Origin of the sequence: Herbidospora yilanensis (assembly GCF_001570565.1) — a bacterium.
In the GTDB taxonomy this organism is placed as follows: Bacteria; Actinomycetota; Actinomycetes; order Streptosporangiales; family Streptosporangiaceae; genus Herbidospora; species Herbidospora yilanensis.
Genome location: NZ_BBXE01000037.1, coordinates 87889 through 112511, shown reverse-complemented (window position 1 = coordinate 112511; position 24623 = coordinate 87889). Strand labels below are relative to the sequence as shown.

21 protein-coding genes are annotated in these 24623 nt (G+C 71.2%); 8 read left to right on the top strand and 13 right to left on the bottom strand.

Annotation, left to right across the window (positions count from 1 at the left end):
• Nucleotides 1-10: 10 nt before the first annotated feature.
• The 5 genes from AW273_RS29190 to AW273_RS38185 are packed head-to-tail and all read right to left on the bottom strand — an operon-like array spanning nucleotide 11 to nucleotide 6671.
• A complete protein-coding gene (locus AW273_RS29190; RefSeq protein WP_083950133.1) occupies nucleotides 11-1378 on the bottom strand; it encodes a serine/threonine-protein kinase in 1368 nt (455 codons plus the stop codon).
• A 26-nt stretch (nucleotides 1379-1404) separates the two neighbouring features.
• A complete protein-coding gene (locus tag AW273_RS29185) occupies nucleotides 1405-1704 on the bottom strand; it encodes an AzlD domain-containing protein (protein WP_062354961.1) in 300 nt (99 codons plus the stop codon).
• A complete protein-coding gene (locus AW273_RS29180; protein WP_062354959.1) occupies nucleotides 1701-2342 on the bottom strand; it encodes an AzlC family ABC transporter permease in 642 nt (213 codons plus the stop codon). The genes AW273_RS29185 and AW273_RS29180 overlap by 4 nt, the downstream gene beginning before the upstream one ends.
• A complete protein-coding gene (locus AW273_RS29175; RefSeq protein ID WP_083950132.1) occupies nucleotides 2342-4174 on the bottom strand; it encodes a serine/threonine-protein kinase in 1833 nt (610 codons plus the stop codon). The genes AW273_RS29180 and AW273_RS29175 overlap by 1 nt, the downstream gene beginning before the upstream one ends.
• Nucleotides 4175-4190: 16 nt before the next feature.
• Nucleotides 4191-6671 carry a serine/threonine-protein kinase gene (locus AW273_RS38185; RefSeq protein ID WP_062354953.1) on the bottom strand — a complete coding sequence of 827 codons (2481 nt, stop codon included), beginning with the start codon at nucleotides 6669-6671 and terminating at the stop codon, nucleotides 4191-4193.
• 85 nt (nucleotides 6672-6756) lie between these two features.
• On the opposite strand from AW273_RS38185, the gene AW273_RS39420 reads away from it, so the two are divergent.
• Nucleotides 6757-7527: a chorismate mutase gene (locus tag AW273_RS39420; RefSeq protein ID WP_083950131.1), complete on the top strand. Its 771-nt coding sequence runs from the start codon at nucleotides 6757-6759 to the stop codon at nucleotides 7525-7527.
• Here AW273_RS39420 and AW273_RS29160 read toward each other — a convergent pair.
• Nucleotides 7469-8863 (bottom strand): amino acid permease, encoded by a 1395-nt coding sequence (locus AW273_RS29160; protein WP_062354950.1) that lies wholly within the window; start codon nucleotides 8861-8863, stop codon nucleotides 7469-7471. The two genes, AW273_RS39420 and AW273_RS29160, sit on opposite strands and share 59 nt — an antisense overlap.
• 95 nt (nucleotides 8864-8958) lie before the next feature.
• On the opposite strand from AW273_RS29160, the gene dnaE reads away from it, so the two are divergent.
• A complete protein-coding gene (dnaE, locus tag AW273_RS29155; protein WP_062354947.1) occupies nucleotides 8959-12480 on the top strand; it encodes a DNA polymerase III subunit alpha in 3522 nt (1173 codons plus the stop codon).
• 85 nt (nucleotides 12481-12565) lie between these two features.
• Nucleotides 12566-14815 carry a transglycosylase domain-containing protein gene (locus AW273_RS29150; RefSeq protein WP_063910142.1) on the top strand — a complete coding sequence of 750 codons (2250 nt, stop codon included), beginning with the start codon at nucleotides 12566-12568 and terminating at the stop codon, nucleotides 14813-14815.
• A 13-nt stretch (nucleotides 14816-14828) separates the two neighbouring features.
• Here AW273_RS29150 and AW273_RS29145 read toward each other — a convergent pair whose 3' ends face one another.
• On the bottom strand, nucleotides 14829-15452 hold the full coding sequence (locus AW273_RS29145) for a TetR/AcrR family transcriptional regulator (RefSeq protein ID WP_062355010.1): 624 nt from the start codon (nucleotides 15450-15452) through the stop codon (nucleotides 14829-14831).
• Here AW273_RS29145 and AW273_RS29140 point away from each other — a divergent pair.
• Nucleotides 15436-15876, top strand: coding sequence for a VOC family protein (locus AW273_RS29140; RefSeq protein ID WP_369409244.1), 441 nt, complete (start codon nucleotides 15436-15438; stop codon nucleotides 15874-15876). The genes AW273_RS29145 and AW273_RS29140 overlap by 17 nt on opposite strands.
• Nucleotides 15877-15886: 10 nt before the next feature.
• On the opposite strand, the gene AW273_RS29135 is transcribed toward AW273_RS29140, so the two are convergent.
• Nucleotides 15887-16348, bottom strand: coding sequence for a hypothetical protein (locus tag AW273_RS29135; protein WP_062354942.1), 462 nt, complete (start codon nucleotides 16346-16348; stop codon nucleotides 15887-15889).
• Between the two features lie 177 nt (nucleotides 16349-16525).
• Nucleotides 16526-17833: a UDP-N-acetylglucosamine 1-carboxyvinyltransferase gene (gene murA, locus AW273_RS29130; RefSeq protein ID WP_030450299.1), complete on the bottom strand. Its 1308-nt coding sequence runs from the start codon at nucleotides 17831-17833 to the stop codon at nucleotides 16526-16528.
• Nucleotides 17834-17886: 53 nt separating this feature from the next.
• Here murA and AW273_RS29125 point away from each other — a divergent pair, with 53 nt between their 5' ends.
• Entirely contained in the window at nucleotides 17887-18390 is a 504-nt protein-coding gene (locus AW273_RS29125) for a hypothetical protein (protein ID WP_157556274.1), read from the top strand.
• On the opposite strand, the gene AW273_RS29120 is transcribed toward AW273_RS29125, so the two are convergent.
• The gene (locus AW273_RS29120) at nucleotides 18341-19735 is read right to left on the bottom strand and encodes an amidase (protein WP_062354936.1); all 1395 of its coding nucleotides are present in this window, start codon (nucleotides 19733-19735) and stop codon (nucleotides 18341-18343) included. The two genes, AW273_RS29125 and AW273_RS29120, sit on opposite strands and share 50 nt — an antisense overlap.
• A gap of 140 nt (nucleotides 19736-19875) precedes the next feature.
• Here AW273_RS29120 and AW273_RS38905 point away from each other — a divergent pair, with 140 nt between their 5' ends.
• The gene (locus AW273_RS38905) at nucleotides 19876-20739 is read left to right on the top strand and encodes an SEC-C domain-containing protein (protein ID WP_062354933.1); all 864 of its coding nucleotides are present in this window, start codon (nucleotides 19876-19878) and stop codon (nucleotides 20737-20739) included.
• On the opposite strand, the gene AW273_RS29110 is transcribed toward AW273_RS38905, so the two are convergent.
• Nucleotides 20740-21582 carry a helix-turn-helix transcriptional regulator gene (locus tag AW273_RS29110; protein WP_062354931.1) on the bottom strand — a complete coding sequence of 281 codons (843 nt, stop codon included), beginning with the start codon at nucleotides 21580-21582 and terminating at the stop codon, nucleotides 20740-20742.
• Nucleotides 21583-21683: 101 nt separating this feature from the next.
• On the opposite strand from AW273_RS29110, the gene AW273_RS29105 reads away from it, so the two are divergent.
• Nucleotides 21684-22439, top strand: coding sequence for an SDR family oxidoreductase (locus tag AW273_RS29105; protein ID WP_062354927.1), 756 nt, complete (start codon nucleotides 21684-21686; stop codon nucleotides 22437-22439).
• A 94-nt stretch (nucleotides 22440-22533) separates the two neighbouring features.
• A complete protein-coding gene (locus AW273_RS29100) occupies nucleotides 22534-23394 on the top strand; it encodes a hypothetical protein (protein WP_062354925.1) in 861 nt (286 codons plus the stop codon).
• Here the strand turns inward: AW273_RS29100 and ybaK are convergent.
• Nucleotides 23391-23882 carry a Cys-tRNA(Pro) deacylase gene (gene ybaK, locus AW273_RS29095; RefSeq protein ID WP_062354914.1) on the bottom strand — a complete coding sequence of 164 codons (492 nt, stop codon included), beginning with the start codon at nucleotides 23880-23882 and terminating at the stop codon, nucleotides 23391-23393. The two genes, AW273_RS29100 and ybaK, sit on opposite strands and share 4 nt — an antisense overlap.
• A 10-nt stretch (nucleotides 23883-23892) precedes the next feature.
• On the bottom strand, nucleotides 23893-24623 hold a 731-nt coding region (locus AW273_RS29090), incomplete at its 5' end, for a CHAT domain-containing protein (protein WP_157556282.1).

Sequence of the window (24623 nt, the reverse complement as noted above, 5' to 3'; positions counted from 1 at the left end):
TTAGGGGTGATCATTCGTCAGGAAGTCGGCCCTCAAGCTGACCTGTGCTTTCCAGGCTTCGGTCCTCCTGGCCCTGGTTTTCCTCCCCGGCGCTCTCCTCCGTCGACGGCTCTTCCGCGGGCTCTTCCGTGGGCCCGGCCGTCGGGCTCGGCTTTTCCTCGGACTCCTCGTCCGGGGGGCTCGTCTCCTTGCTCGCCCGCGCGGACGGACTGGCTTTTGGGGAGGGGGCCTGAGCCCTCTCCGGCTGCCGCCGCTCCTCCTGCCCGCGTTCGGCCGGCGGGGCCGCCGGTTCCTCGTCGGCCGTCTTCTCCGCCGTGGCCTCGGAAGTGGGCTCGGGGGTGGACGTGACCTTCTTCTTTGCGGGGACCTGCGCCGGGATCGTGTCGGCCGGGTTCACGGGGGCGTCTCCCGCCGTCATGTACGCGACGGTGCCCGCGCTCAGCCCCACCGCCAGGACGGCCGAGACGACCGCCGTGAAGGGCCACCTCTTGCGTGGGCGCTCCTTCACGGGCGCGGGCGGCGGCACCGGGACGAAGGGGGCCGTCGGCTCCGACGTGATGCCGTTGACGATGTTGTGGAGGTGGCTCTCGGCCTCCGCCGCCGTCATCCGGCGGGCCGGGTCCTTCTCCAGGAGGCCGTGCAGGACGGGGGTGAGGGGTCCAGCGTGGTAGAGCTGCCCGTACGGCTCGTACATGACCGCCGCCAGCGACGCCATGGCGTGGCCCCGGTGGAACGGGGAACGGCCCTCGACGGCCAGGAAGAGGGTCACGCCGAGCGACCACAGGTCCGAGGCGCGGACCGCGCGGCCCCCTGCCGCACGCTCCGGGCTGATGAAGGCCGGCGTGCCGACGAGGGAGCCCGTCCTCGTCACCGGGCTGTCGTCCTCCATCGCCGCGATGCCGAAGTCGGTCAGCACCGCGCGGCCGTCGGGGGTGATGAGCACGTTGTCGGGTTTCACGTCCCGGTGCAGCACGCCCGCCTGGTGGGCCGCCTTCAGGGCGCTCAGCACCTGGAGGCCGATGGTCGCCACCCGGTGGGGTCGCATCGGGCCCTCGTCGCGGATCAGCGCGCCCAGGGTCGTGGACGGGACGTACTGCATCACGATCCACGGGTGGCCGCGTTCCTCGAAGACGTCGTAGACGGCGGCCACCGCCGGGTGGCCCACCCTGCCGGCGGCGCGCGCCTCGCGGAGGGTGCGGATCGTGAAGATCTCGCGGTCCGCGCCGGACAGGTCGGCGTTGAGCTCTTTGACGGCGACTTCGCGTTCCAGGGTTTCGTCCAGGGCACGCCACACGGTGCCCATGCCACCCCGGCCGAGAGGTTCGATCAGGCGATAACGGCTGGCGACGATACGGTCGGACGTTTGAGACTCGGGCATGCCGCCCGGCTACCCCGCCTGGCGAATCACATGCCCGATATTCGCAGCAGTCCGGTGACGAGGGCCGCGACGACGAGCACCACCAGGAACGGGGCACGCAGCAGCAGGGCCGCCACGGCGGCGGCCAGACCCGCGGTTCTGGGCCAGTCGAAACCCTGGCCGAACGACTGGACCGCGATCAGCGCGGCCAGCAGCGCCACCGGCACGACCGTGGCGAACCGCTGCACGGCCGGGTGGTCGAGCACCTTGCGCGGGGCCGCGAGACCGGCGTACTTCAGCAGATAGCAGCCGGCGCACGTGGCGATCACGGCCCACCAGAGGCTCATCTGACCAGCACCGCCAGCGCGCCCGCCGCCGCGAGCAGGACCGGCACGCCGGGCGGCAGGAACGGGGTGGCGGCCAGCGCGATGACCACCCCGGCCAGCGCCACCTTCCGGTCTTCCGGCGACTCCTTCAGCCGGGGCCAGAGCAGGGCCAGGAACGTGGCCGGCCCGACCGCGTCGAGGCCGAACACCGACGGGTCGGCGACCGCGGAGGCGCCTGCGGCCGCCAGGAACGTCGTCAGGTTCCAGGTGACGTAGAGGCTCGCGAACGTGGCGTAGAAGCCCGCTCGGGCCGCGCCGGGGTGCGCGAAGGCGACGGCCGAGGTCTCGTCGATGACGCCGTGGGCGGTGAACGCGCGGAGGCGGGCCGGGAGGACGAAGGCCAGGCGCAGGCCGTACAGGCCGTTGCGCGCCCCCAGCAGCAGCGCGCCCGCGACGCCCGGGACGAGCGCCCCGCCCCCGGCGACGACCCCCGCCAGCGCGAACTGCGACGCGCCGGTGAAGGCGAACAGGCTCAGCGCGCACGCCTGCGCCACCGACAACCCGGCCGTCACCGCCGCCGCGCCGAACGCCAGCCCCGACACCCCCACCGCGAGCCCGACGCCGAGACCGGCGCGGACCGCGTCGTGCCGTGCGGACATCAGATCGGCCGGAACGTTCGGGCGAAGATCCGGAACCAGGGGGCGGCCCTCTCCCAGGAGGCCTGCGGGACCTGCAAGTAGATGGCGTAACACTGGTTGTCGATGCGGAACGCGCGGTCGTAGACGCGCTGCACGCCCGCCGACGTGGTGTGGAGGAACTCCCAGTCGGCGCCCGGGGCGTCGAACCCGCCGACGACGAGCGCGGTGCGCTTCAACGCGATGCGCTTGTAACCGCGCAGGTACCCCTTGGAGGTCGAGGCCTGCTCGACCACCTCCAGCGCCTCCACCGGGTCGTCGCGCTCCCACGGGGTGAGGTCGATCTGCAGGTAGCCCTTCAGGCCCGGCCCCTGGAAGTAGACCCGCTGCCCTTCCTTCCGGTACGGCTCCCACCCCGGCGGCAACGCCACCGCGAACCGCAGGTCGTCGTCTCGGTATTCGCTCCAGCCCTGCGGCAGGGGCGGGGCGTCGCTGATCTCGGGCGTGGGTTCCGGAGAGGGCGCCGCGGACGGTTCGGGCGAGGGCTCGGCCGACGGTTCGAGGGCGGGCTGGGTGACCGGGCCGGGACCACCGGTGACGACGCCCGGGTCGGCGGCGGGATTGAGGGTCGTGTACGCGAAATAGCCCCCGATGCCGACCAGCGCGACCAGCAGGGTGGCCAGCGTGACGATCAGGAACTTGTCACGGTCCTTCTCCTGCGGGGCGGCCGTGACGTCGGCCGGCGGGTGCCCGTGCGTCCCCGGCGAACCGTAGGTGGGGGCGCCGAACGCCTGGCCGCCGAACGTGTGCGGCTGCCCGCCGGAGAAGTGGCCGGGCGCGCCCATGCCGTCGGGCGGAGTGCTCACCGGACCGCCCTGACCCGGAAAGCCGGGGGAGCCGAACCCGTCGCGGGGGCCGGTGCCGGTCGTCCCCCGGTCGGCGAACGCCCCGGGGTGACCCGCCGGAGTGGCGTTCCGCGGGGTGTTCTGCGGGGTGTTCCTGGACTGGGGGTTCCACCGGCCGCTCGCGGCCCGGTGGAGCAGGTCCATGGCCTCGTCGGGGCCCATGCGGCGGACGGGGTCCTTGCACATCAGGCCATCGAGAACCGGCGCCAGCGGGCCCGCGCGGTGCGCGACCGGGGTCTCCTCGTGGAGGACCGCGGCCATGCTCGCGATCGGCGTGCCCCGGTCGAAGGGGGAGCGGCCCTCGACCGCCGCCCACAGGGTCGCGCCCAGCGACCACAGGTCGGACTCGGGGGTCGCCGGGTGACCGGACAGGCGTTCCGGCGGCAGGAATGCCGGGGTGCCGGTGATCGAGCCCGTCAGGGTCACCGACGGGTCCTCGGTCATGGACGCGATGCCGAAGTCGGTGAGCACCACCCGGTTGTCGGGGGTCAGCAGCACGTTCTCGGGCTTCACGTCGCGATGGAGGACGCCGGCCGCATGGGCGGTCATCAGGGCGTCGAGGACCTGCGCGCCGATGGCGGCCACCCGGTCGGGCACGAGCGGGCCGTGCTCGCGCAGCGCGTCGCCCAGGGAGGTCGAGCGGACCAGCTGCATGACGATCCAGGGGCGGCCGTCCTCCTCGATGACGTCGTGGACGACGATCACGTTCGGATGGGACAGCCGGCCGGCCGCGCGGGCCTCGCGGATGGTGCGGCGGTTGAACTCGGCGCGGTCGTCGTCGCTGAGCGCGGTGTAGAGGACCTCCTTGACCGCGACGGGGCGGTCGAGCAGTTCGTCGTGGGCGCGCCAGACGACGCCCATCCCACCGCGGCCTATCCGCTCCTCGAGCTGGTACCTCCCCGCGAGGCGGCGCGACCCTTCCACATCATCCCCCTTCGAACCGTTTGGCATCGTCCCATAACGGGGCCTACTTGGCGGGTTCGAATGACTTGGCGAAGTTGTCGAAGTAGTGGCGGTACTTGTCCCAGTCCTTGTCGCGGGTCTTCCACAGGATCGCGTAGCCGTGCTTGTCGTCGACGACGAAACCGCGGTTCAGGATGTGGCCCTTGAAGCCGCCCGGCTCGAAGGTCCACTCCCAGTCGGCGGCGTTGCGGAAGTAGTCGACCTTCTTCATGCTGATCCGCTTGTAGCCCGAGAAGCTGTAGCGGGCCGAGTTCGCCTCCTGGTACTTCCAGTCGGCGAGCGCGTCCTTGCCCGGGGAACTGGTGTGGCCGATCTGGAGGTAGGCGCCGTCGAGCGGGCCCTCGAACCAGACGTTGCCCGAGTCGGAGCGGACCTGCTTCCAGCCCGGGGGGAGGGCGAGGGAGAAGCCCACCGAGTTCGTGTGCATCTTCCAGCCCTTGGGGAGCGCGTCGGCGTCGTCTTCCTCGTCGTCGTCCTTGGAAGCGGACTCCGACGGCTCCGGGGACGGGTCCTTCTCCTCGTCCTCCGAGGGGGTCGCCGACGGCTTGCCGGACTCCTCGCCCCCCGTTCCCTCGGACGGCTCGCCCGACGGGTCGGCGGCGACGGAGGTGGCCGGGGGCTTGAGCGTCGCGGCGGTGCCGGAGCCCTCGTCGGCCTGCTTCATGCCGAGCCACAACGCGACGCCGCCCACCACGAGGATCGCCGGGATCGCGATCAGGGCGGCCTTCAGCAGGCCGTTCCTGCGTTCGGGGATGTCGACCGTGGTCCAGGCCTGGCGGCCGGACTCGGGGAGCGGCACGGACGGCTGCTCGCCGTGGCGGGTGTGGCCGGGTTCGTCGGCGAAGAAGGGGGACGCGCCGACCGGTTCCGCGTGGAAGGCCCCCGGGGCCGCGCTCGGCTGACGGGCCGGTGCGGGCTCGCTCGGCCGCGGCGTCTCGGCGGGCCGGCCCGCGCCGGGACGCACCCCGGCGCCGCCGTAAGGGGCGCTCGGCGGGCGGCGGTTGCCGGGCTTGGGCGCGGGCTTGGGCTCGGCGGCCGGCTCCCGGCGGGCCTCGGCGCCGTCCTCCTGCGCGAACTCGCGCACCGGCTCGGGCTCGGCGGGGGCGGCCTCACGGGCGACCTCGGGCTTGGCGCCCCCATTGGGCTTGCCGGGGGCCGCTCCGCCGGGGGTGGCGGGCTTGTCCGCGGCGTCGGCCGGAGTCTTGTCGGCGACGGCTTCGGCGGCGACCGCGCCGGAGGCCGCCTTGCCCGCGGACGCGGGGTCGGCGGGGGTCTTGTCGGCCGGTTTCGCACCCGTCGCCGGCTTCACCGGCTTCTTGGCGGGTGTCCCGCCGGGCTTCGCGCCGGGCTTCGCGCCGGATTTCGGGGTGGGCTTCGCCGCCTCGGCGGGACGCTGGGCCGGGATCGCGTCTCCGGTCTGCGGGCCCGCCGGTTCGGCGCCCGTCGACGGGGACGGCTTCCCGGCCGGGGATTCGGCCGGAGCGTCGTCAGGGCGTGCGGGACCGGATTTCCTGGGGTGTTTGGTCGGTGTCGTCGGCAGGTCGGGATCGGTCGCCTCGAAGGCCTCCGGGGGCACCGCCGACGGTTTGGGCACGCCGTTGGCCCGGCCCGCGCGCTGCGGGGAGGGCGGCGACGGCCAGCCGGAGGCGTCGACGGGACGGGGCGCGGCCTGCTCGGTCGCCGCGCGGCGGAGCAGGCGGGCGGTCTCGTCGTAGCCGGGGCGGGTGGCCGGGTCCTTCTCCAGGAGGCGGTCGAGGACGGGGCGCAGCGACCCGGCGTTCCTGGCGGGGTCGGGCGGCTCGGTCAGCACGGCGTGCATGGTCGCCATGGCCATGCCCTTGTCGTGGGGCGGGCGGCCCTCGACGGCGGCGTAGAGGGTCGCGCCGAGCGACCACAGGTCGGACTCGCGCTGGGCCGGGCCGCCGCGCAACCGCTCGGGCGCGATGAAGGCGGGGGTGCCGACCAGGCCGGTGCGGGTCATCGTCGAGTCGGTCTCGACCCGCGCGATGCCGAAGTCGGTCAGCACCACGCGCCCGTCGTCGGCGAGCAGCACGTTCTCGGGCTTCACGTCACGGTGTAACACGCCCTGCGCGTGGGCGGCCCGGAGCGCGTCGAGGATCTGCAGCCCGATCTCGGTGGCCCGTTTGGGCGTCAGCGGGCCGTCCTGGCGGATCACCTGCCCCAGCGAGCGCGACTCGACGAGCTGCATGATGATCCAGGGCCGCCCGTCCTCCTCGATCACGTCGTGGACGACGACCACATTCGGATGGGTCAGCCGCCCGGCGGCGCGCGCCTCCCGCATGGTCCGGCGGTTCAGCTCGGGCAGCTCGTCGCCCATCGCGCTGTCGTACCGGACCTCCTTCACCGCCACGGCGCGGTCGAGCAGCTCGTCATGGGCCCGCCACACGATGCCCATGCCGCCCCGGCCGATGGGTTCTATCAAGTGGTACCGGCCCCCGACGAGTCGGCCTTCCGCGTTCGTCATCCCCACCCCTTCCAGAACCCATGAATCGTCCCATGGATGGCAAAGGGATCAAACGCGAGCGGTACTGCCCTGGTAATCTCACGACATGTCCGTACGGATCGCGGATCTGACCATCGGAGAAGGGCGGCCGGTCGCGGTCCTCGGGGGTCCGCTGCTCGTCGAGTTGTCGCCTTCGGTCGAACTCGACGCCCTCGCCGGTCCCGCCGTCGCGGTCGTCGTCGACGACCTGACGCTCGTCCGGGCCGCCGCCCGCCTGGCCCTGCCGGTGATCCTCAGGCGACCGCGCGAGGCGTCGCTGATGGAGTGGCTGACCGCCGCCGACCGCTGCGCGGCCGAGGGGAACGCCTCGGTCGTGCTCTGCGAGGCGGTGCCCGACCTGGCGCTGGTGAAGGCCGCCCGCGCGGAGTCGGGCCGGCCGGTGATCGTCTACCTGGGGAAGGACGCCGTGCTCGCCGGGGCCGCCGTCGCGGCGGGCGCCGACGGGCTCCTGCTCGACCCCGACGCGCCGCCCGAGGTCGTCGACGCCGCCGTGGAGGACGCCCGGCTGATCGGCGCCGTGGTCCGCCCCGAGGCGCCGGAGGACCTGCCCCAGGCCCGCGCGGCGATCGACCGGACCGACGCCGCGCTCGCCGTCATCCTGGAGCGCCGCGCCGAGCTGGCCGGGGCGATCCAGCGGCTCAAGCCCGTCGGCGGGTTCGCCGGGCGCGACCCCGAGCGGGAGCGCAAGGTGGTCGCCGCGATGGCGCAGCGTGCGCCGCGCCTGGGCGAACCGGGGCTGCGGCCGATCATGGCGGCCGTCATTGAGGCGGGACTACACGCTGCTGAACGTGAGTGGCCGGCGCCCGCTTCGCGCTGACCAGCCGCCAGCCGCCCCAGATCCCGCCCGCCAGGACGGGGATCAGGTAGAACGCCAGCCGCTGGTCCTCGTCGGCGAACGGCATCAGCACCACCACCAGCCCCAGGAAGGCCAGCGTCAGCCAGTTCGTGTAGGGCGAGCCCGGCATCCGGAACGCGGGCCTGGGCAGCTCACCGCGCATCCAGGCCTGGCGCAGCTTGATCTGGCAGTAGATCAGGGTGCCCCAGGTGGTGACCGTCCCGAGGGAGGAGATCGCCACCGCGATGGTGAAGGCCCTTTCGGGGATGTACGAGTACACCGCCACCCCCACCACGTAGACCGAGGCCGTCATGAGGATGCCGCCCACCGGCACGTGCCGGGAGCTCAGCGACCGGGTGAACCGGGGGGCCTCGCCGCGCTGCCCCATCGACCGCAGGATGCGCCCGGTGGAGTAGAGCCCGGAGTTGCACGACGACAACGCCGCCGTGATCACGATCAGGTTCATCACGTCACCCGCCCAGGCCGCCCCGAGCTGCGTGAACACCGTCACGAAGGGCGACTCGCCGGGGCCGTACGACGTCCACGGCAGCACCATTCCGAGCAGCAGCACCGACCCGACGTAGAAGATCGCGATACGCCAGATGACGCTGTTGACGGCCTTCGGCAGCACCTTGTCCGGGTCCTTCGTCTCGCCGGCCGCGATGCCGACGAGCTCGATGGCGGCGTACGCGAAGACCACCGCCTGGAGGCTCATGAAGACGGGCCCGAACCCCAGCGGGAAGAACCCGCCGTGGGAGACGAGGTTCGCGGGCGAGGCGCCCTCGACCGAGAAGATCACCAAGTAGAGGCCGACGATCAGGAACGTCACGATCGCGACCACCTTGAGCAGCGCGAACCAGAACTCCATCTCGCCGAACGCCTTCACCGACGCCAGGTTCACGATCAGCACCACCCCCAGCGCGATCAGCGCGGTGAGCCAGCGCGGGAAGTCCGGCGCCCACAGGTGCACGTAGATCGCGATGGCCGTCAGCTCCGCGATCCCGGTGGCGGCCCAGTTGACCCAGTACATCCAGCCGCTGGCGAACCCGGCCCAGGGGCCGACGAACTCGGTGGCGTAGGAGACGAAGGAACCCGAGGTGGGCCGGTAGCTGACCAGCTCGCCGAGGGCCCGCATGACGAAGAAGGCGGCGATACCGGCGATGGCGTACGAGATCACCAGGGCCGGTCCGGCGGCGGCGAAGCGGCCTCCGGAGCCGAGGAACAGGCCGACGCCGATCGCCCCGCCGATCGCGATCATCTGGACCTGGCGTTTGCCGAGGGCGTGCGAATACCCCTCGTCGAGATTGGTCTTCTCCACCTTTTCCCCCCGGAAGATCTCTTCCGCGACCGTATTCGTGCGGGGAGGTGATCACGCGTAGGCTCTACCTCCGTCGGTCGGAAGATGGGGGTCTCATGGGCGATTCGTTTGTGCATCTGCACGTCCACACCGAATACTCGATGCTCGACGGTGCGGCCCGGCTGAAGCAGATGTTCAAACTGGTGGGCGAGCAGGGCATGCCCGCCATCGCGATCACCGACCACGGCAACATGCACGGCGCCTTCGACTTCTACAAGCAGGCGACCGCCGCCGGCGTGAAGCCGATCATCGGCATCGAGGCCTACGTCGCCCCCGACGCCCGCTTCAACAAGAAGCCGGTCCTGTGGGGCGAGCCCCACCAGAAGAGCGACGACGTGTCGGCGGGTGGTTTCTACACCCACATGACGATCTGGGCGAAGAACCGCACCGGCCTCCACAACCTGATGAAGTTGTCCTCGCGCGCCTACACCGAGGGTTTCCACCGCAAGTGGGCCCGCATGGACGCCGAGATCCTGGCCGAACACTCCGAGGGCCTGATGGCCACCACCGGCTGCCCGTCGGGCGAGGTGCAGACCCGGCTCCGCCTCGGCCAGTACGACGAGGCCGTCAAGGCGGCGGCGAAATTCCAGGACGTCTTCGGCAGGGACAACTACTTCCTGGAGATCATGGACCACGGCCTCGACATCGAGCGCCGCGTCCGCGAGGGCCTGACCCGGATCTCGAAGGAACTCGGCATCCCGCCGCTGGTCACCAACGACTCCCACTACACCTACGAGTCCGACGCCCAGTCACACGACGCCCTCCTGTGCATCCAGACCGGCAAGCAGCTCTCCGACCCCGGCCGGTTCCGGTTCGACGGCAGCGGCTACTACATCAAGACCGCCGACGAGATGCGCGCCGTCGACTCCTCCGACCTGTGGCAGGAAGGTTGCCGGAACACCCTCCTGGTCGCCGAGAAGGTCGACCCCACCGGGTTCTTCCAGCACAAGAACCTGATGCCGACCTACCCCATCCCCGACGGGATGACCGAGGAGGAGTTCTTCCGCCAGGAGGTCTGGAAGGGCATGCACCGCCGCTTCCCCGGCGGCGTCGACGACGAGCACCGCGAGTGGGTCGAGAACGAACTGCGCGTCATCGTGCAGATGGGCTTCCCGAGCTACTTCCTCGTGGTCGCCGACTTCATCATGTGGGCCAAGAACAACGGCATCCGGGTCGGCCCCGGCCGTGGTTCGGCGGCGGGCTCGCTGGTCGCCTACTCGCTGGGCATCACCGACCTCGACCCGATCCCGTTCGGCCTCTACTTCGAGCGGTTCCTCAACCCCGAGCGCGTCTCCATGCCCGACGTCGACATCGACTTCGACGAGCGCCGGCGCGCCGACGTCATCAGGTACGTCACCGAGAAGTGGGGCTCCGACAAGGTCGCCATGATCGCCACCTTCGGCACGATCAAGGCGAAAGCGGCCGTGAAGGACGCGGGCCGCGTCCTGGGCTACCCCTACGCGCTCGGCGACAAGGTCTCCAAGGCCTTCCCGCCCGCCGTGATGGGCAAGGACATCCCGCTCTCCGGCATCTTCGACAGCGACCACCCGCGCTACAACGAAGCCGGTGAGCTGCGCAAACTCTACGAAGAAGACGTCGACGTCAAGTCGACCATCGACCTCGGGCGCGGCCTTGAGGGCCTGATCCGGCAGACCGGCGTGCACGCCGCCGGCGTGATCATGTCGTCGGAGGTGCTGACCGACTACATCCCGATCATGCGCCGCGACTCCGACGGCGCGATCATCACGCAGTTCGACTACCCGACCTGCGAGACGCTCGGCCTGCTGAAGATGGACTTCCTCGGCCTGCGCAACCTGACGATCATCGACGACTGCCTGAAGATGGTCGAGCTCAACACCGGCAACAAGATCGAGCTGCTCGACCTGCCGCTCGACGACGCCAAGACCTACGAGCTGCTGGCCCGCGGCGACACCCTCGGCATCTTCCAGCTCGACGGCGGCGGCATGCGCACCCTCCTGCGGCTGATGCGCCCCGACAACTTCGAGGACATCTCCGCCGCCCTCGCGCTCTACCGCCCCGGCCCGATGGGCGCCAACTCCCACACCAACTACGCGCTGCGCAAGAACGGCCAGCAGGAGATCACCCCGATCCACAAGGAGCTCGAGGAGCCCCTCCAGGACATCCTGTCCACGACCTACGGCCTGATCGTCTACCAGGAGCAGGTCATGGCCATCGCCCAGCGCGTGGCGGGCTACTCGCTCGGCGGCGCCGACCTGCTCCGCCGCGCGATGGGCAAGAAGAAGAAGTCGGAACTCGACAAGCAGTACGAGTTCTTCGAGAAGGGCATGAAGGACAACGGCTTCTCCAAAGAGGCCATCAAGGCCCTGTGGGACATCCTGCTGCCGTTCTCCGACTACGCCTTCAACAAGGCCCACACCGCCGGATACGGCCTGGTCTCCTACTGGACGGCCTACCTGAAGGCCAACTACCGCGCCGAATACATGGCCGCCCTGCTGACGAGCGTGAAGGACGACAAGGACAAGTCGGCCCTCTACCTCAACGAGTGCCGTCACATGGGCATCAAGGTGCTGCCGCCCGACGTCAGCGACTCCGACTTCGACTTCACCCCGCGCGGCGCCGACATCCGGTTCGGGTTGTCGGCCATCCGCAACGTCGGCGGCAACGTCGTCGACGGCATCATCGCCGCCCGCAAGGAGAAGGGCCGCTTCACCGACTTCAAGGACTTCCTGCGCAAGGTCCCGGCCCAGGTCTGCAACAAGCGGGTCATCGAGTCGCTGATCAAGGCGGGGGCGTACGACTCGATGGGCCATGTCCGCAAGGGCCTGGTGATGATCCACGAGCAGGCCGTCGACGCGATCATCGACATCAAGAAGAACGAGGCCATCGGGCAGGACTCGCTGTTCGGCGCGGTCGACGGCGGTGAGGACCAGACCTTCGAGGTGACCATCCCCGAGGGCGAATGGGACAAGAACACCCTCCTGCAGTTCGAGCGCGAGATGCTCGGCCTCTACGTCTCCGACCACCCGCTCCTCGGCGTCGAGCACATCCTGTCGAGCGGCGCCGACTGCTCGATCACCGCCCTTCAGGACGACTCCCGGCCCGACGGCCAGATCGTCACGGTCGGCGGCATCCTCAGCGGCGTGCAGCGCAAGGTCACCAAGAAGGGCGACACCTGGGTCCTGACCCAGCTCGAAGACCTCGGCGGTTCGATCGAGGTGATGATCTTCCCGTCGGCCTACCAGCTCTGCGCCACGATCCTGGCCGAAGACGCGATCGTCTTCGTCAAGGGCCGCATCGACAAGCGTGAGGACGTCGCGAAGATCATCGCGATGGAGGTCACCCAGCCCGACCTAACGGTCGAGTCGGGCGGCCCGCTGGTGGTCAGCCTCGCCATGGCCCGGGTCACCCCGCCGGTCGTCGGCCGGCTCAAGGAGGTGCTGACCACCCATCCCGGCACGACCGAGGTGCACCTCCAGGTCCACAACGGGCCCCGGACGACCGTGATGCGCCTCGACGACCGCCTGCGCGTCACCCCGAGCCCGGCCCTGATGGGCGACCTCAAGCAGCTCCTCGGGCCGGCCTGCCTGGGGGCGTAGCGTTACCTGGCGTTACGCTGTGTTAGGTTGGCGATAGGTTGACGCTGGTTCCCCCTGGTTGTCGAGCTGTTTCAGGGGGAGCGGCATGGCACGGGTCACGACGGCCGGTGGGCTGGCGGTCTGCGGCGCGCTCGGCGGGGTCCTGGCGGCGGCGCTGGTCGCGCCGATCGTCGCCGGGGCCGGGGTGGCGAGCAACACGGCGGCCGGGACCGTCACCAAGCTCCCGCCGCCGCCCCGCGAAGACCCGCTGCCCGAGGTGACCCGGCTGGTCGACAAGGACGGCCGCCAGTTCGCCCAGTTCTACTCCCAGAACCGGCAGTCGGTCACGATCGACCAGGTCTCCAAGCCGATGCGCGAGGCGATCGTCGCGATCGAGGACGCCCGCTTCTACGAGCACGCCGGCCTCGACGTCCGGGGCACCATCCGGGCGCTGATCGCCAACACCCAGGCCGGCGGCATCCGCCAGGGCGGGTCGTCGCTGACCCAGCAGCTCGTGAAGAACATCCTGGTCAACCGGGCCGAGTCCGACAAGGAACGCGACTCGGCGCAGGTCCGCAGCATCCGCCGCAAGTTCACCGAGATGCGCTACGCGCTGGCGCTGGAGGAGAAGTACTCCAAGGACCAGATCCTGGAGCGCTACCTGAACATCGCCTACTTCGGCGCGGGCGCCTTCGGCGTCCAGGCGGCGGCCCGCCGGTTCTTCGGGGTGTCGGCCAAGGACCTCACCCTGGGCCAGGCGGCGGCGCTGGCGGGGGCGGTCCGCACGCCCTACTCGACCGACCCGGCGCGCGGCGAGGAGCAGCGCGAGAAGCTCCAGCAGCGGCGCGACCTGGTGCTCGACCGCATGGCCGAACTCGGCGAGATCACGCCCGCCGAGGCCGCCGCCGCCAAATCGCAGGCCCTCGGGCTCAACATGCGCTCCGAACCCGGCGGGTGCGCCGAGTCGGCCTACCCCTACTTCTGCGTGTACGTCCAGCACGAGATCCTCGCCAACCCCGCCTTCGGCCACTCCCGCGCCGACCGCGAACGCCGGCTCCAGCGGGGTGGCCTCACCCTGAAGACCACGCTCGACCCGGTCGCCCAGGAGGCGGCGAACAAGGCCATCGAGGCGCGCGTCGCGGCCGAGGACACCGAGGTGGCGGCCGAGGCGATGGTCGAGCCGGGGACGGGCGCCATCAGGGCGCTGGCGGCCAGCAAACGCTACGGCAGCAACCCCGGCGGCAAGGTCACCGGCCCCAACACGACCTTCAACCTGCCCGCCGACACCGCCCACGGGGGCGGGATGGGCTTCCAGGCGGGCTCCACGTTCAAGATCTTCACGCTGGCGACCGCGCTGGCCAAGGGGTGGAAGTTCGGCCAGGGCTTCGACACGCCCGGCGTGTTCGTCCCGTCGGAGGGTTTCACCGACTGCGCCGGCAAACCGGTCAACGACCCCAGCGCCAAGATCTACAACGCGTCCGGCGAGGGCAAGGGCGGCCCCTACAGCCTGGAGCTGGGGACGTGGAAGTCGTCCAACATCTTCTTCATGATGCTGGAGCGCGAGGTCGGCCTCTGCGACGTCATCAGGACCGCCAAGGCGCTCGGCATCCAGCGCGCCGACGGCGGGAAACTGTCGGAGGTCCCGACGTTCACCCTCGGCGTCAACGAGATGGACCCCCTGACGGTCGCGGCGGCCGTGGCGACGTTCGGGGCGCGCGGGAAGTACTGCAAGCCGATCGCCATCACCGAGATCGTCGAACGCGACGGGCGGCGGGTCGAGATCCCGCCGAGCTGCTCGGCCACCGTCGACCCGGAGGTCGCCGACGCGGTGAACGACGTCCTGTCCGGCGTCTTCACCCAGGGCACCATGAAGGGCCAGTCGATCGGCCGCCCCGCCGCCGGGAAGACGGGCACCAACAACAACTACACGTCGGCGTGGTTCGCCGGTTACACCCCCAACCTGGCCGCCGCCGTGAGCGTGGGCGACATCCGGGGGTCGTACAAGTACCCCCTGAACGGGGTCCGGATCGGAAACCAGACCTACGGCTCGGTCCAGGGCGCCTCGCTCCCCGGCCCGATCTGGGTCGACTCGATGCAGGCCGCCCTGCGCGACACCCCGGCCACCGACTTCACCGCCCCCGACATGGGCCGTTTCGGCGGCGGCTTCACCCCGGGCCTCCGCGAGGCGAGGGAGGCCGAGGGCCGGCGGCGCGGCGACGTCGAGTACGAGTACTGGTACGAGGACGAGAACGGCGACCTCTACCCGGAGGACGACTACTACCGGGGCGACCCGCGCGACGACTACTACCGGGGCGACCCGGGCGCGGACGGCGAAGGCCGCCGCCGCCGCGACTGACCCGCGGCGGCGCTCAGCCGATCAGGAGGGCGTGGGCAAGCTGGTCGGCCGCCCACTCCTCCCAGCGGGCCGTGTCCCAGCCGCACTCGCGGCGCAGCACCAGGAACAGGTCGGGGGACAGCAGGCCCACGGTGACGTCGATCGCCCGCTCCCGGTCGAGCTCCGGGCGCAGCGCGTCGAACCCGTCGAGGATGTCGAGGAACGCGGCGTGGGCGGTGCGGCGCTGCTCGGCGTTGACCCGCCACTGCCCGGCCATGTCCGCGTCGGCGGACGCCGCGTCGCGGACCACCGCCAGGATCGCCGCCACCCGGTCGAAGATGACGCCGCTCGCGTGCACCCACCGGCCGATCGCCTCGCGCGGGGTGGCCGAGGCCCGCAGCTCGGCGAACCAGGGGCGTTCGAGCAGGGGGACGGGTGCGTCGTCACCGGCCGAGGCCACGTCGACCACGTGTTTGAGCAGGTGGCTCTTGGCGTTGTAGTGGAAGTAGACGGTCTGCACCGACACTCCGGCCGCGTCGGCCACCTCCTGGAAGGTGGTGCCCGCGTAGCCCCGCTCGGCGAACAGACCGTGGGCCGCCCGCACGATGCGCTGCCGGGTGACCTCCGAGCGCCGGGGGCGGGTGTTGACGTCACTCACGGACATAAAGTATCACTTTAGAGTGTCACTACAAACTGAGCTCCGGGGCTTCCACCACGTGAAGCTTCCCGTGTCCGATGTCCGCGCGAGCGCCGGATGGTACGAACGAGTGCTCGGCCTTGCCGTGGCGATCGAGTTCGTCGAGGACGGCGAGTTACGCGGCGTGGCCATGCGCGACCCCGGCCACACTCTGATGATCGCGCTGCGCGAGGAGCCCGGCCGGGCGGCGGCGCTCGGCGGGTTCGACCCGCTGGCGCTCGCCGTGCCCACCCTGGAGGCGTTGCGGGCCTGGACCGCCCGCCTCGACGCCCTCGGCGTGCCCCACGCGGGCATCGCCGAGGGCAGTATCGGCTGGCTGATAGGCGGCCTGATCGACCCCGACGGGGTGGAGATCCGCCTCTACACCCTGGAGGGGCGGACGTGACCCGCGCCGCCTATCTGGCGATGTAGATGGTGCGCCAGGTGCCCTCGCGGGTGCAGCGCAGGGTCGTCCTCATGGGTTCGGCGCAGACCTGCATCTCCACCTGGCGCACGACCTCCTCGGTGAATGTGAACTTTCTGGGAGTCAGGAAGGTGCAGGTGCCGTAGTAGTGCCCGTAGCTGGTGTAGGAGCTGCTATGGGTGATGCGGAAGATGACAATGGCGCAGGTGTCGACCACCGTCACCGCCGGTGTGGTCAGGTCGCGCACCACGCCGTCGATTTGCACCTTCTCGGCGTAGGGGATCTCCCACGGGCCGACCGGCGCAGGGGTGACGGTGATCGTTCCGCTGGCCTCGGCGTGCCGGGCGGGCGCGGAGATAGGGCCCCAGGGGAGGGTCCAGCTGTGGGAGGCCGCCTGTGCGGGTAACGGGATCAGGGTGGCCAGGACGAAGGCCAGAGCCAGAAATGTCCTCACAAGAACGGTGTCCTTCCGGGTGGGCGTGGACGGAACTTTAAAGTAGCACTTCAAAGTGTGGCTTTAAAGTCGCACTCTAAGTTAAACGGCCGACGCCGGCCCGGTCAGGTGTTCTCGAAATCACCGGTGGCGGAGGTTCTTCGTAGGTCGTCGAACCCCCGCCCCGGCGAGACGGCTTTAGACGTCGGCCCTGCGGATCTTCAGGCCCAGCGACGTGAACTGGTCGAACGGGCGGTGGTAGCCGCGCTCGATGTGGTTGACCCCGCGCAGCGTCGAGGTGCCCTCGGCCACCGCCGCCGCCAGGACCGCCGAGAAGCCCGCCCGGATGTCGGGCAGCGTCACGTCGGCGCCGCGCAGCTTCGACACGCCCCGGACCACGGCGGAGTGCTTGGCGTTGGTGTCGTGGTAGCGGCAGGCCGGGCCGCCGAGGCACTGCGAGAAGACCTCGATCTCGCAGCCCATCTTCTGGAGCGCCGGGACGTAGACGAGCCGGTTCTCGAAGACCGTCTCGTGGAGCACCGACATGCCCTCGGCGCGGGTGAACAGGACCATGAGCGGCGTCTGCCAGTCGGTCATGAACCCGGGGTGGGTGTCGGTCTGCACGGCGGCGGCGCGCAGGCCGTCGGGGGCCGAGGCGGTCAGCCAGTCGTCGGTGATGTCGAAGCGGGCGCCCATGCGGGCCAAGGTCGTGATCGCGGTGACCAGGCGGTCTTGCGGGCAGCCGTGGACGCGCACCTCGCCGCCCGTGACCAGGCCCGCCACCAGGTAGGAGAAGGCCTCGATGCGGTCGCCGGCCAGCCAGGTCGAGGCGCCGTGGAGCTTCTCGACGCCCTCGATGACGATGCGGCGGTCGGGCGACAACTCGATCATCGCGCCCATGCGCTGGAGGTAGAGCGCGAGCTCGACGACCTCGGGCTCCATGGCGGCGCCCTTGATGACCGTCTTGCCCTCGGCCAGGACGGCCGTCATCAGGATGGTCTCGGTCGCGCCGACGCTCGGGTAGGGGAGGGTGATGCGGGTGCCGTGGAGGCGGGAGGCCTTGGCGGTGATGCCGCTCTCGTCCTCGATGATCTCGGCGCCCATCGAGCGCAGCGCCTCAAGGTGGAAGTTGACCGGGCGGCGGCCGATGGGGTCGCCGCCGACCATCGGCACGAACGCCTCGCCCGCCAGGTGGAGGAGCGGGCCGAGCATCAGGATGGGGATGCGGTTGAGGCCGGTGTACTTCTCCGGGACCCTCGGCTCGATGACGTTGCCGCGTTCGAGGGTGATCTCGCCGTCGCCGATCTCGACGTGGATGCCCAGGGCCTCCAGCATGGCGGCGGTCAGATGGACCTCGCCGACCTCGGGGGCGTTGTGCAGGGTGCTCGGGCCGTCGCCGAGCATGGCCGCGACCATGTGCTTGGACACGGCGTTCTTGGACCCTCGGACCTCGACGTCCCCCCGCAGCGGACCGGAGGGTTCGATGAGCCACGCTTGTTCGTTCACCCGCCAATGCTAACGGCGTGGCCCGCCTGGTCTAGGTAGGTACCATCGGGACGGTGCGGCCTGTGAAGTACTTCGGTGGGACGGTCCTGCTCCTGGCGGTGCTGGGGGTGCCCGCGGGATTCCTGTGGTCGTTCCTCGCGCCGCGCACCCGATACGTCCTCTATGGCGGCGCCTGGCGGGTGGCCGATCCGAACACCCAGGCGCTCATCGCGGCCGACGGCTACTTCGCGCTGATCACGGCGACCATCGGGCTGGTCGCGGGGCTGATCGCCTACCGGCGGGCGGGCGACGACGGGCTGCCGATCGTCCTGGGGCTGGCGGCCGGCGGGCTGGCCGGGTCGTTCGTCGCCTACCTCATCGGGTCGTCGATGGGGGGCGAGGTCGTCCGGGCCGCGACGTCGGCGGGGGAGTTCGCGACCCGGGATCTGCTGGGGCTGACGGCCAAGGGCGTGCTGGTGTTCTGGGCGGTGCTCGCGGCCGGGGTGTTCTGGGCGCGCGAGTTCGCGGTCACCTACCGGGAGCGGAAAGCGGCGGACGGGCCGATCCTGCCCCCGTGACCCGCTCGAACGCGTGGCCGACCTTGATGACGCCCAGGTCGTCCCAGGGGCGGCCGATGATCTGCACGCCCACCGGCAACCCGCTCCCGGTGAAGCCGCAGGGCACCGACAGGGCCGGCACGCCGAGCACGCTGATCAGGTAGCAGGAGCGCATCCAGGCCAGGTAGTCGGGCATCTGGAGGCCGTCGACGGACCGTACGTAGGGGTCCTCCACCGGGAACGGCGGGACCTGGCTGACCGGGGCGATCAGGTAGTCCCAGGTGCCGAAGAAGCCGTTCACCCGGTGCCAGAGGCGGGTGCGCAGCCTCTCGGCCGTCGCCAGGTCGTCTCCGGTGACCTCGCGGCCCTTCTCGACGTTCCAGCGCACGTTCTCGCCGACGCCCTCCAGGTCGCCGTAGGTGGCGGCGTACCACCAGGCGCGGTAGGTGCGGAAGGCCTCGTCGGCGCCCGTCAGGTTCAGGTCGGCGTGCTCGACGGTCGCGCCCAGGCCCCGGAAGGCCTCGGCCGCGAGGGCGGTCACGCGGGTCGTCTCGGCGTCGACGGGCAGCCCGCCGAGGGTGGGGGAGAAGGCGATGCGCAACCGGCTGACGTCGGTCTCCAGGGAGCCGCCGAAGATCGACGCGTCCTCCCTGATCGACAACGGCGAACTCGCGTCGGGGCCCGCGATGGCGGTCAGGAAGAGCGCCAGGTCCGGTACGGTCCGCGCCATCGGCCCCGAGACGCCGAGGGTGAACCAGGCGGCGGTCGTCGACTTCGACGGCACCCGGCCGGGCGTCGGGCGCAGCCCCACGACGTTGCAGAACGAGGCCGGGTTGCGCAGCGAGCCGCCCATGTCGGAGCCGTCGGCCAGCGGGGTCATCCCGGCCGCCAGCGCCGCCGCCGCGCCGCCGCTCGACCCGCCCGCCGACTTGGTCAGGTCGTAGGGGTTGCGGGTGGCCCCGAAGACCTCGTTGACGGTGTGGGAGCCGGTGCCGAACTCCGGCGTGTTGGTCTTCCCGATCATCACCCCGCCCGCGTCGCGGACCCTGCGGACGATGAGGTCGTCGACCGTCGGGACGTGGTCGGCGAACAGCGCCGACCCGAACGTGGTCCGCACGCCCCTGGTCGACACCAGGTCCTTGTGGGCGACCGGCAGCCCGTGCAGCGGCCCCCGCCACTCGCCCCGGTCGAGCTCGCGCGCCCGGTCGAGCGCCTGTTCGGCGGTGACCGTCACGATCGCGTTGACCTGCGGGTTGACCGCCTCGATGCGGTCGAGATGAGCCTCGGTGACCTCGGCCGCGCTGATCTCCCGGGCACGCAGCAGGGCCGAGGTCTCCGACGCGGTGAGATAGTGCAGTTCCGTCACCGGCGTCACATTATCCGAGCGGCCGGACGGCGGGCCCCCGCGCCGCCGCCGACCGTGTGATCCGAAGGTACGCCCGGAGGTATGCCCGTTTCGTCCTCCGGGAAGGTGAACCTCGGCTACACCCTCGGTAGGGTGCCCTGGTGCTTCCGGACCATCTCTTCGGCCCGCTCGACCTCGACGCCGCGCTTGAGCGCGCCTATGACCGGGGCGAGGAGAAGGCCGCCTGGGAACTGCTCGCCGACGCCCTCATGGACCCGAGAGCCCGGGGCGACCGGCGCATCCCGGCCTACGTCGTGGAGCTCATCGACGACTACACGCTCGACGGGTGGGAGCAGGACACCCTCGACCTCCTCCACGACCTGATCGGGGTGGAACCCGCCCTGACCGGCCCGTTGCGCACCCCGATGGCCGAGCTCCACGGCCAGCTGGGCGACGCGGCGACGGCGCTGCGGCTGCTGCGCACGCGGCGGGCCGAGCTCGCCCGGCTGCCCGAAGACGAGCGCGACGAGGAGTTCTACCCGGCGGCGGCGATGATCGCCGGGCCGTTCGACCCCGCGTTCGCCGCCGACCTCCTCGACGACGGCCTGCGGCTCGCGCTCGACCTGGGCCGCCCGCCCGCGACGGTCCGCTACCTCGACCTGCTGCGCCGCCGCTTCGGCGGCCCCGGCCCGCTGTCCGACCGCGTCGAGGCCCATGTCACGGCCGAACCGGCCGCGCCGAAGACGACCCAGCCGGTGATCGAGAAGAAGCCGACCGTGCGGCTGCCCTACGTGCCGGGCGACGACCCGCGGGCGCTGGAGGCACGCTTCCGGAAGGCCGACCTGGAGACCAGGGTCGCGGTCGTCCGCCTTGGGGAGGAGGCCCCCGCCTCGGAGGAGGAGCGCCTGGCCCTGGTCGCGCTGACCGACCCGGCCGGCGACGTCGCCTGGCCGCCGGGCCGCAACGACTCCTGCTGGTGCGGCTCCGACCGCAAGTACAAGAAGTGCTGCGGCTCGCCCGTCTAGCTAGACCGGGAACCGCTCGTGGCCCACGACCGCGAGCAGCCTCAGCTTCTCGTCGCCCTCGCTGCGCGGGGGAGCGGTCAGCACCAGCAGCGTCTGCGACTGGTCTTCGGTGAAGAGGACCTGGCAGTCGAGTTCGATCGGCCCGAGCTGCGGGTGGATGAGGACCTTGTGGTCTTCGAACCGGCGGGCCACCTCGTGGCGGTCCCAGATCTCGGCGAACTCGGGGCTGGCCTTCTGGAGGGCCCTGACCAGCTCGCCCGCCCGGGACTTCGGGCCCATCGTCCCGTACGCCGCCCGCAGGTTCGCCACCATCGCCCGGCTCTGGCGGGGCCGGTCGTGCTCGGGGTAGAGGCGGCGTTCGGTCTCGGGGTCGGTGAACCAGCGGTAGACCTCGCTGCGGGCCAGGCCGGTGAAGCCCGACCGGTCGCCGAGCAGCGCCTGGGCCATCCGGTTGGCGACCAGGGTCTCGCCCAGGCTCGACAGGATCAGCGCGGGGGTGTCGTCGAGGCGGTCGAGGACCCGCAGCAGGGCCGGGGCCACGTGGCCCGAGCCGGTGAAGGTCTCGGGGGCGTTCCGGCCGGCCACGCGGAACAGGTAGGCGCGTTCGTCGCCGGTCAGCCGGAGCGCGCGGGCCAGGGCGGTGAGCATCTGCTCGCTCGGCTGCGGCCCGCGGCGCTGTTCGAGCCGCGTGTAGTAGTCGGTCGACATCAGCGCCAGCGCGGCCACCTCCTCGCGCCGCAGGCCGGGCGCGCGCCGCCGGGCGCCTTCGGGCAGGCCCACGTCTTCGGGGCGCAACGCCTCCCGGTGTCGGCGGAGGAAGTCGGCGAGGGCTGAGCGGTCCACGCCTCCAACCTACGCACGGCCCGAACCGGTAACCAGGGACCGCCGATCCCCCGACAAGTGCTCTCTGCACCCGTCCCCGCGAAGGGGGCAGGGTCGGAGACATGGACATCACCGGAAACACGATCTTCATCCCGGGCGCCACCAGCGGCATCGGGCTCGCCCTGGCCAGGGCCCTGCGCGACAGGGGCAACACCGTCGTCGTCGGCGGGCGCCGGACCGAGCTCCTCGACGGACTGAAGGCCGAGGGGTTCGGCACGGTCCGCGTCGACACCGCCGACGCGGCCAGCGTCCGGCAGGCCGCCGACGAGGTGCTGGGGCGGTATCCCGACCTGAACGTGCTGGTCACCATGGCCGGGATCATGCGCGCCGAGGACTGGACCCGGCCGGACGACTTCCTGGCCACGGCCGAGACGGTCATCACGACCAACGTCCTCGGGCCGATCCGGCTGATCGCCGCGTTCATCGAGCACCTCCAGGCCCAGCCCGACCCGACGATCGTCACCGTCTCCTCCGGCCTGGCCTTCACGCCGCTGAAGGTCACCCCGAGCTACAACGCCTCCAAGGCCGCCGTCCACATGCTCAGCGAGTCGATCCGCCTCCAGTACACGAAGGTCAGGGTCGTCGAGCTGGTGCCGCCCTCGGTCCAGACCGACCTGATGCCCGGCCAGCGGGACAACGAGCGGGCGCTGCCCCTCGACGAGTTCGTCGCCGAGGTCATGGCGCTGCTGGAGTCCCAGCCCGACGCCAAGGAGATCCTGGTCGAGCGGGTGAAGTTCCTGCGCGAGGCCGTGCGACGGGGCGACTACGACCACGTCGTGAGTGTGCTCAACGCCACAGACCCGCACGCGAACAAATAATTGAAGTTTCAGTCACTCATCCAGTCAATGATCTGTACCCTCCTTGACCGTGATAGATCAAGAAATTCCATTAGATGAGACGAGAAATCGGGACATGCCGGAAGTCCGGCCGACCGAGGAGAACGACGAGCGCGGCAGCGTGATGAGCCTGCTCGAACGCGTCGCCTCCGTCGTGCTCCCGATCGGCGTCGCCCTGTACGCCGTCCTCTACCTCGGCGTCGAGGAGATCTACGCGGCCTTCGGCATCAACCCGCAGCAGGCCGGCATCGACCAGTCGGTCCTGTTCAGCCGCCTCATGAGCACGCTGGTGCTGGTCCTGCTGATCGGGGTGCCGCTGCTCGGCCTGCTCGTCGGCCTCGCCTGGCTCGTCGACGTCGTCACCCTCGGCGCGGCCGGGCGGCTCGTGGGATGGATCAGGGCGCGGCCGTGGGTGGCCGGGCTGCTCGCCGCGTTGTGGAGCGGGGCGACGTACTGGGGGTTCTACAACTTCTTCGCCGACCTCGACCTGACGGTCATGGTCGTGATCGCGGTCGGGCTGGGCATGGTGACCTTCCTGGTGCCCTTCCAGCTCCTGCGCCGCCGGCCCGTCGGCCGGGCCGGGCTGAAGGTCCTCGTCGGCGGCCTCACCGGCCTGGGCCTGGGCTTCCTGCTCATCCTGAACCTCGCCTCGGCGGCGCAGACCATGCGCGACACCGGCCAGGCCAACTTCCTGCTCAGCACGGTCGGCTTCCAGGACCAGTGGGCGATCCTCACCAACGCCGAGGACGACAAGCCCCTCTACGACGGCCGCTGGATGATGCTGCTCGGCGAGAGCGACGGAACCTACCTGCTGTACGACTGCGACAAGCAGGAGACGTTCCGCCGCCCGATGGAGACCACCAACCTCACGCAGGTGCAGCTCGACCCCGAGCGGGAAGAGGGCTTCGTCTGCGGCTCCCTTGCCGAGCCCGCCTAGTCTCTGGCGATCTGCGCGGTGATGGCGCCCGTGAGCGTCACGAGGTTGGCCGGGGCCGTCTCGATCTGAAGACCCCGCCGTCCTGCCGAGAAGTAGATCGTCTCGAAGGCCAGCGCGGACGCGTCGACCACGGTCGGCAGCCGTTTGCGCTGGCCGAGCGGGCTGATCCCGCCCACCACGTAACCCGTCACCCGCTCGACCTTGGCCGCCTCGGCCATCGCGGCCTTCTTGCCGGAAAGCGCCGCCGCGAACGCCTTCAGGTCGAGCTTCCCGGCCACCGGCACCACCGCGACCGCGAGCCCCGCCTCGGTCTCGGCGACCAGCGTCTTGAAGATGCGCTCGTAGGGCACGCCGAGCGCGTCGGCCGCTTCTTCCCCGTAGGCCTGCGCGTTCGCGTCGTGCTCGTAGGGGTGGAGGGTGAAATCGGCACCGGCCTTGGTCAGCGCCACGGTCGCGGGGGTGCCCTGCCCGCCTTTCGTCTTCGCCACGCGCCTTAGGTTAGAGGCCCGCGTCGGCGCCTATGCAGACGAACCCGGCTCCGGTGACGTCGTCGCCCTCCTGGGTCAGCGCCAGCGCGGTGGCGGCGGGCAGCCCGGCGGCGAGCCGCTGGTGCAGGGCCGTCATCAGCGGCCGGGCGTGGGCGTCGGGCACCGGCACCATCGAGGCGACCACGCACCGCGTGCCGAGGGACAGGAAGGTGGTGCTCAGCCCGAGGAGCTCGTCTCCGGCCCGGACCACCGACCGGCCGCTCTCGCAGGCGGCCAGCACCACCAGCCGGGGCGGCACGCGTAACCGTTCGAGGTCGTAGACGGTCAGCGGCCCGTCGGCGAGCTGCAGCGCCGAGAACAACGGGTTGGCGGCGTTGACCCGGCCGTGGGCGGCCAGATGGGCCAGCCGGGCGCCGTCGAGCGCGGCCAGCGTCTCCTCGGCGCCGCCCTTGAACGGGCTGACCCCGTGGACGGCCGCCACCTCGGCCACCTCCGCCGCCGCGCCGGGCAACCCGGGCCCGGAGGCGACCACCACCGGACCACCGGCCCCCCGGACCGGTTCGGCCGCCGCCCGCCACAACGCCGCCGACGGCGACACCGCCACCGGACGTCCCGCGCACGACGGCAGCACCGGCCACGGCAGCCCCTGGAGCGGGCCGGTCGGCACGACCACCAGCGGCCGGTCGCCGAGGCCGAGCGGGGCGAGCAACAGCGTGTCGAGGCGGGGGCGGCGTGCCGCAA

Coding starts and splice junctions, on each gene's coding strand:
- AW273_RS29175 (WP_083950132.1), bottom strand. CDS start 4,174: ATGCCAAACGGTTCGAAGGGGGATGATGTGGAAGGGTCGCGCCGCCTC.
- dnaE (WP_062354947.1), top strand. CDS start 8,959: ATGGGCGATTCGTTTGTGCATCTGCACGTCCACACCGAATACTCGATG.
- AW273_RS29105 (WP_062354927.1), top strand. CDS start 21,684: ATGGACATCACCGGAAACACGATCTTCATCCCGGGCGCCACCAGCGGC.
- AW273_RS39420 (WP_083950131.1), top strand. CDS start 6,757: ATGTCCGTACGGATCGCGGATCTGACCATCGGAGAAGGGCGGCCGGTC.
- AW273_RS29180 (WP_062354959.1), bottom strand. CDS start 2,342: ATGTCCGCACGGCACGACGCGGTCCGCGCCGGTCTCGGCGTCGGGCTC.
- AW273_RS29185 (WP_062354961.1), bottom strand. CDS start 1,704: ATGAGCCTCTGGTGGGCCGTGATCGCCACGTGCGCCGGCTGCTATCTG.
- AW273_RS29150 (WP_063910142.1), top strand. CDS start 12,566: ATGGCACGGGTCACGACGGCCGGTGGGCTGGCGGTCTGCGGCGCGCTC.
- AW273_RS38185 (WP_062354953.1), bottom strand. CDS start 6,671: ATGACGAACGCGGAAGGCCGACTCGTCGGGGGCCGGTACCACTTGATA.
- AW273_RS29100 (WP_062354925.1), top strand. CDS start 22,534: ATGCCGGAAGTCCGGCCGACCGAGGAGAACGACGAGCGCGGCAGCGTG.
- AW273_RS29190 (WP_083950133.1), bottom strand. CDS start 1,378: ATGCCCGAGTCTCAAACGTCCGACCGTATCGTCGCCAGCCGTTATCGC.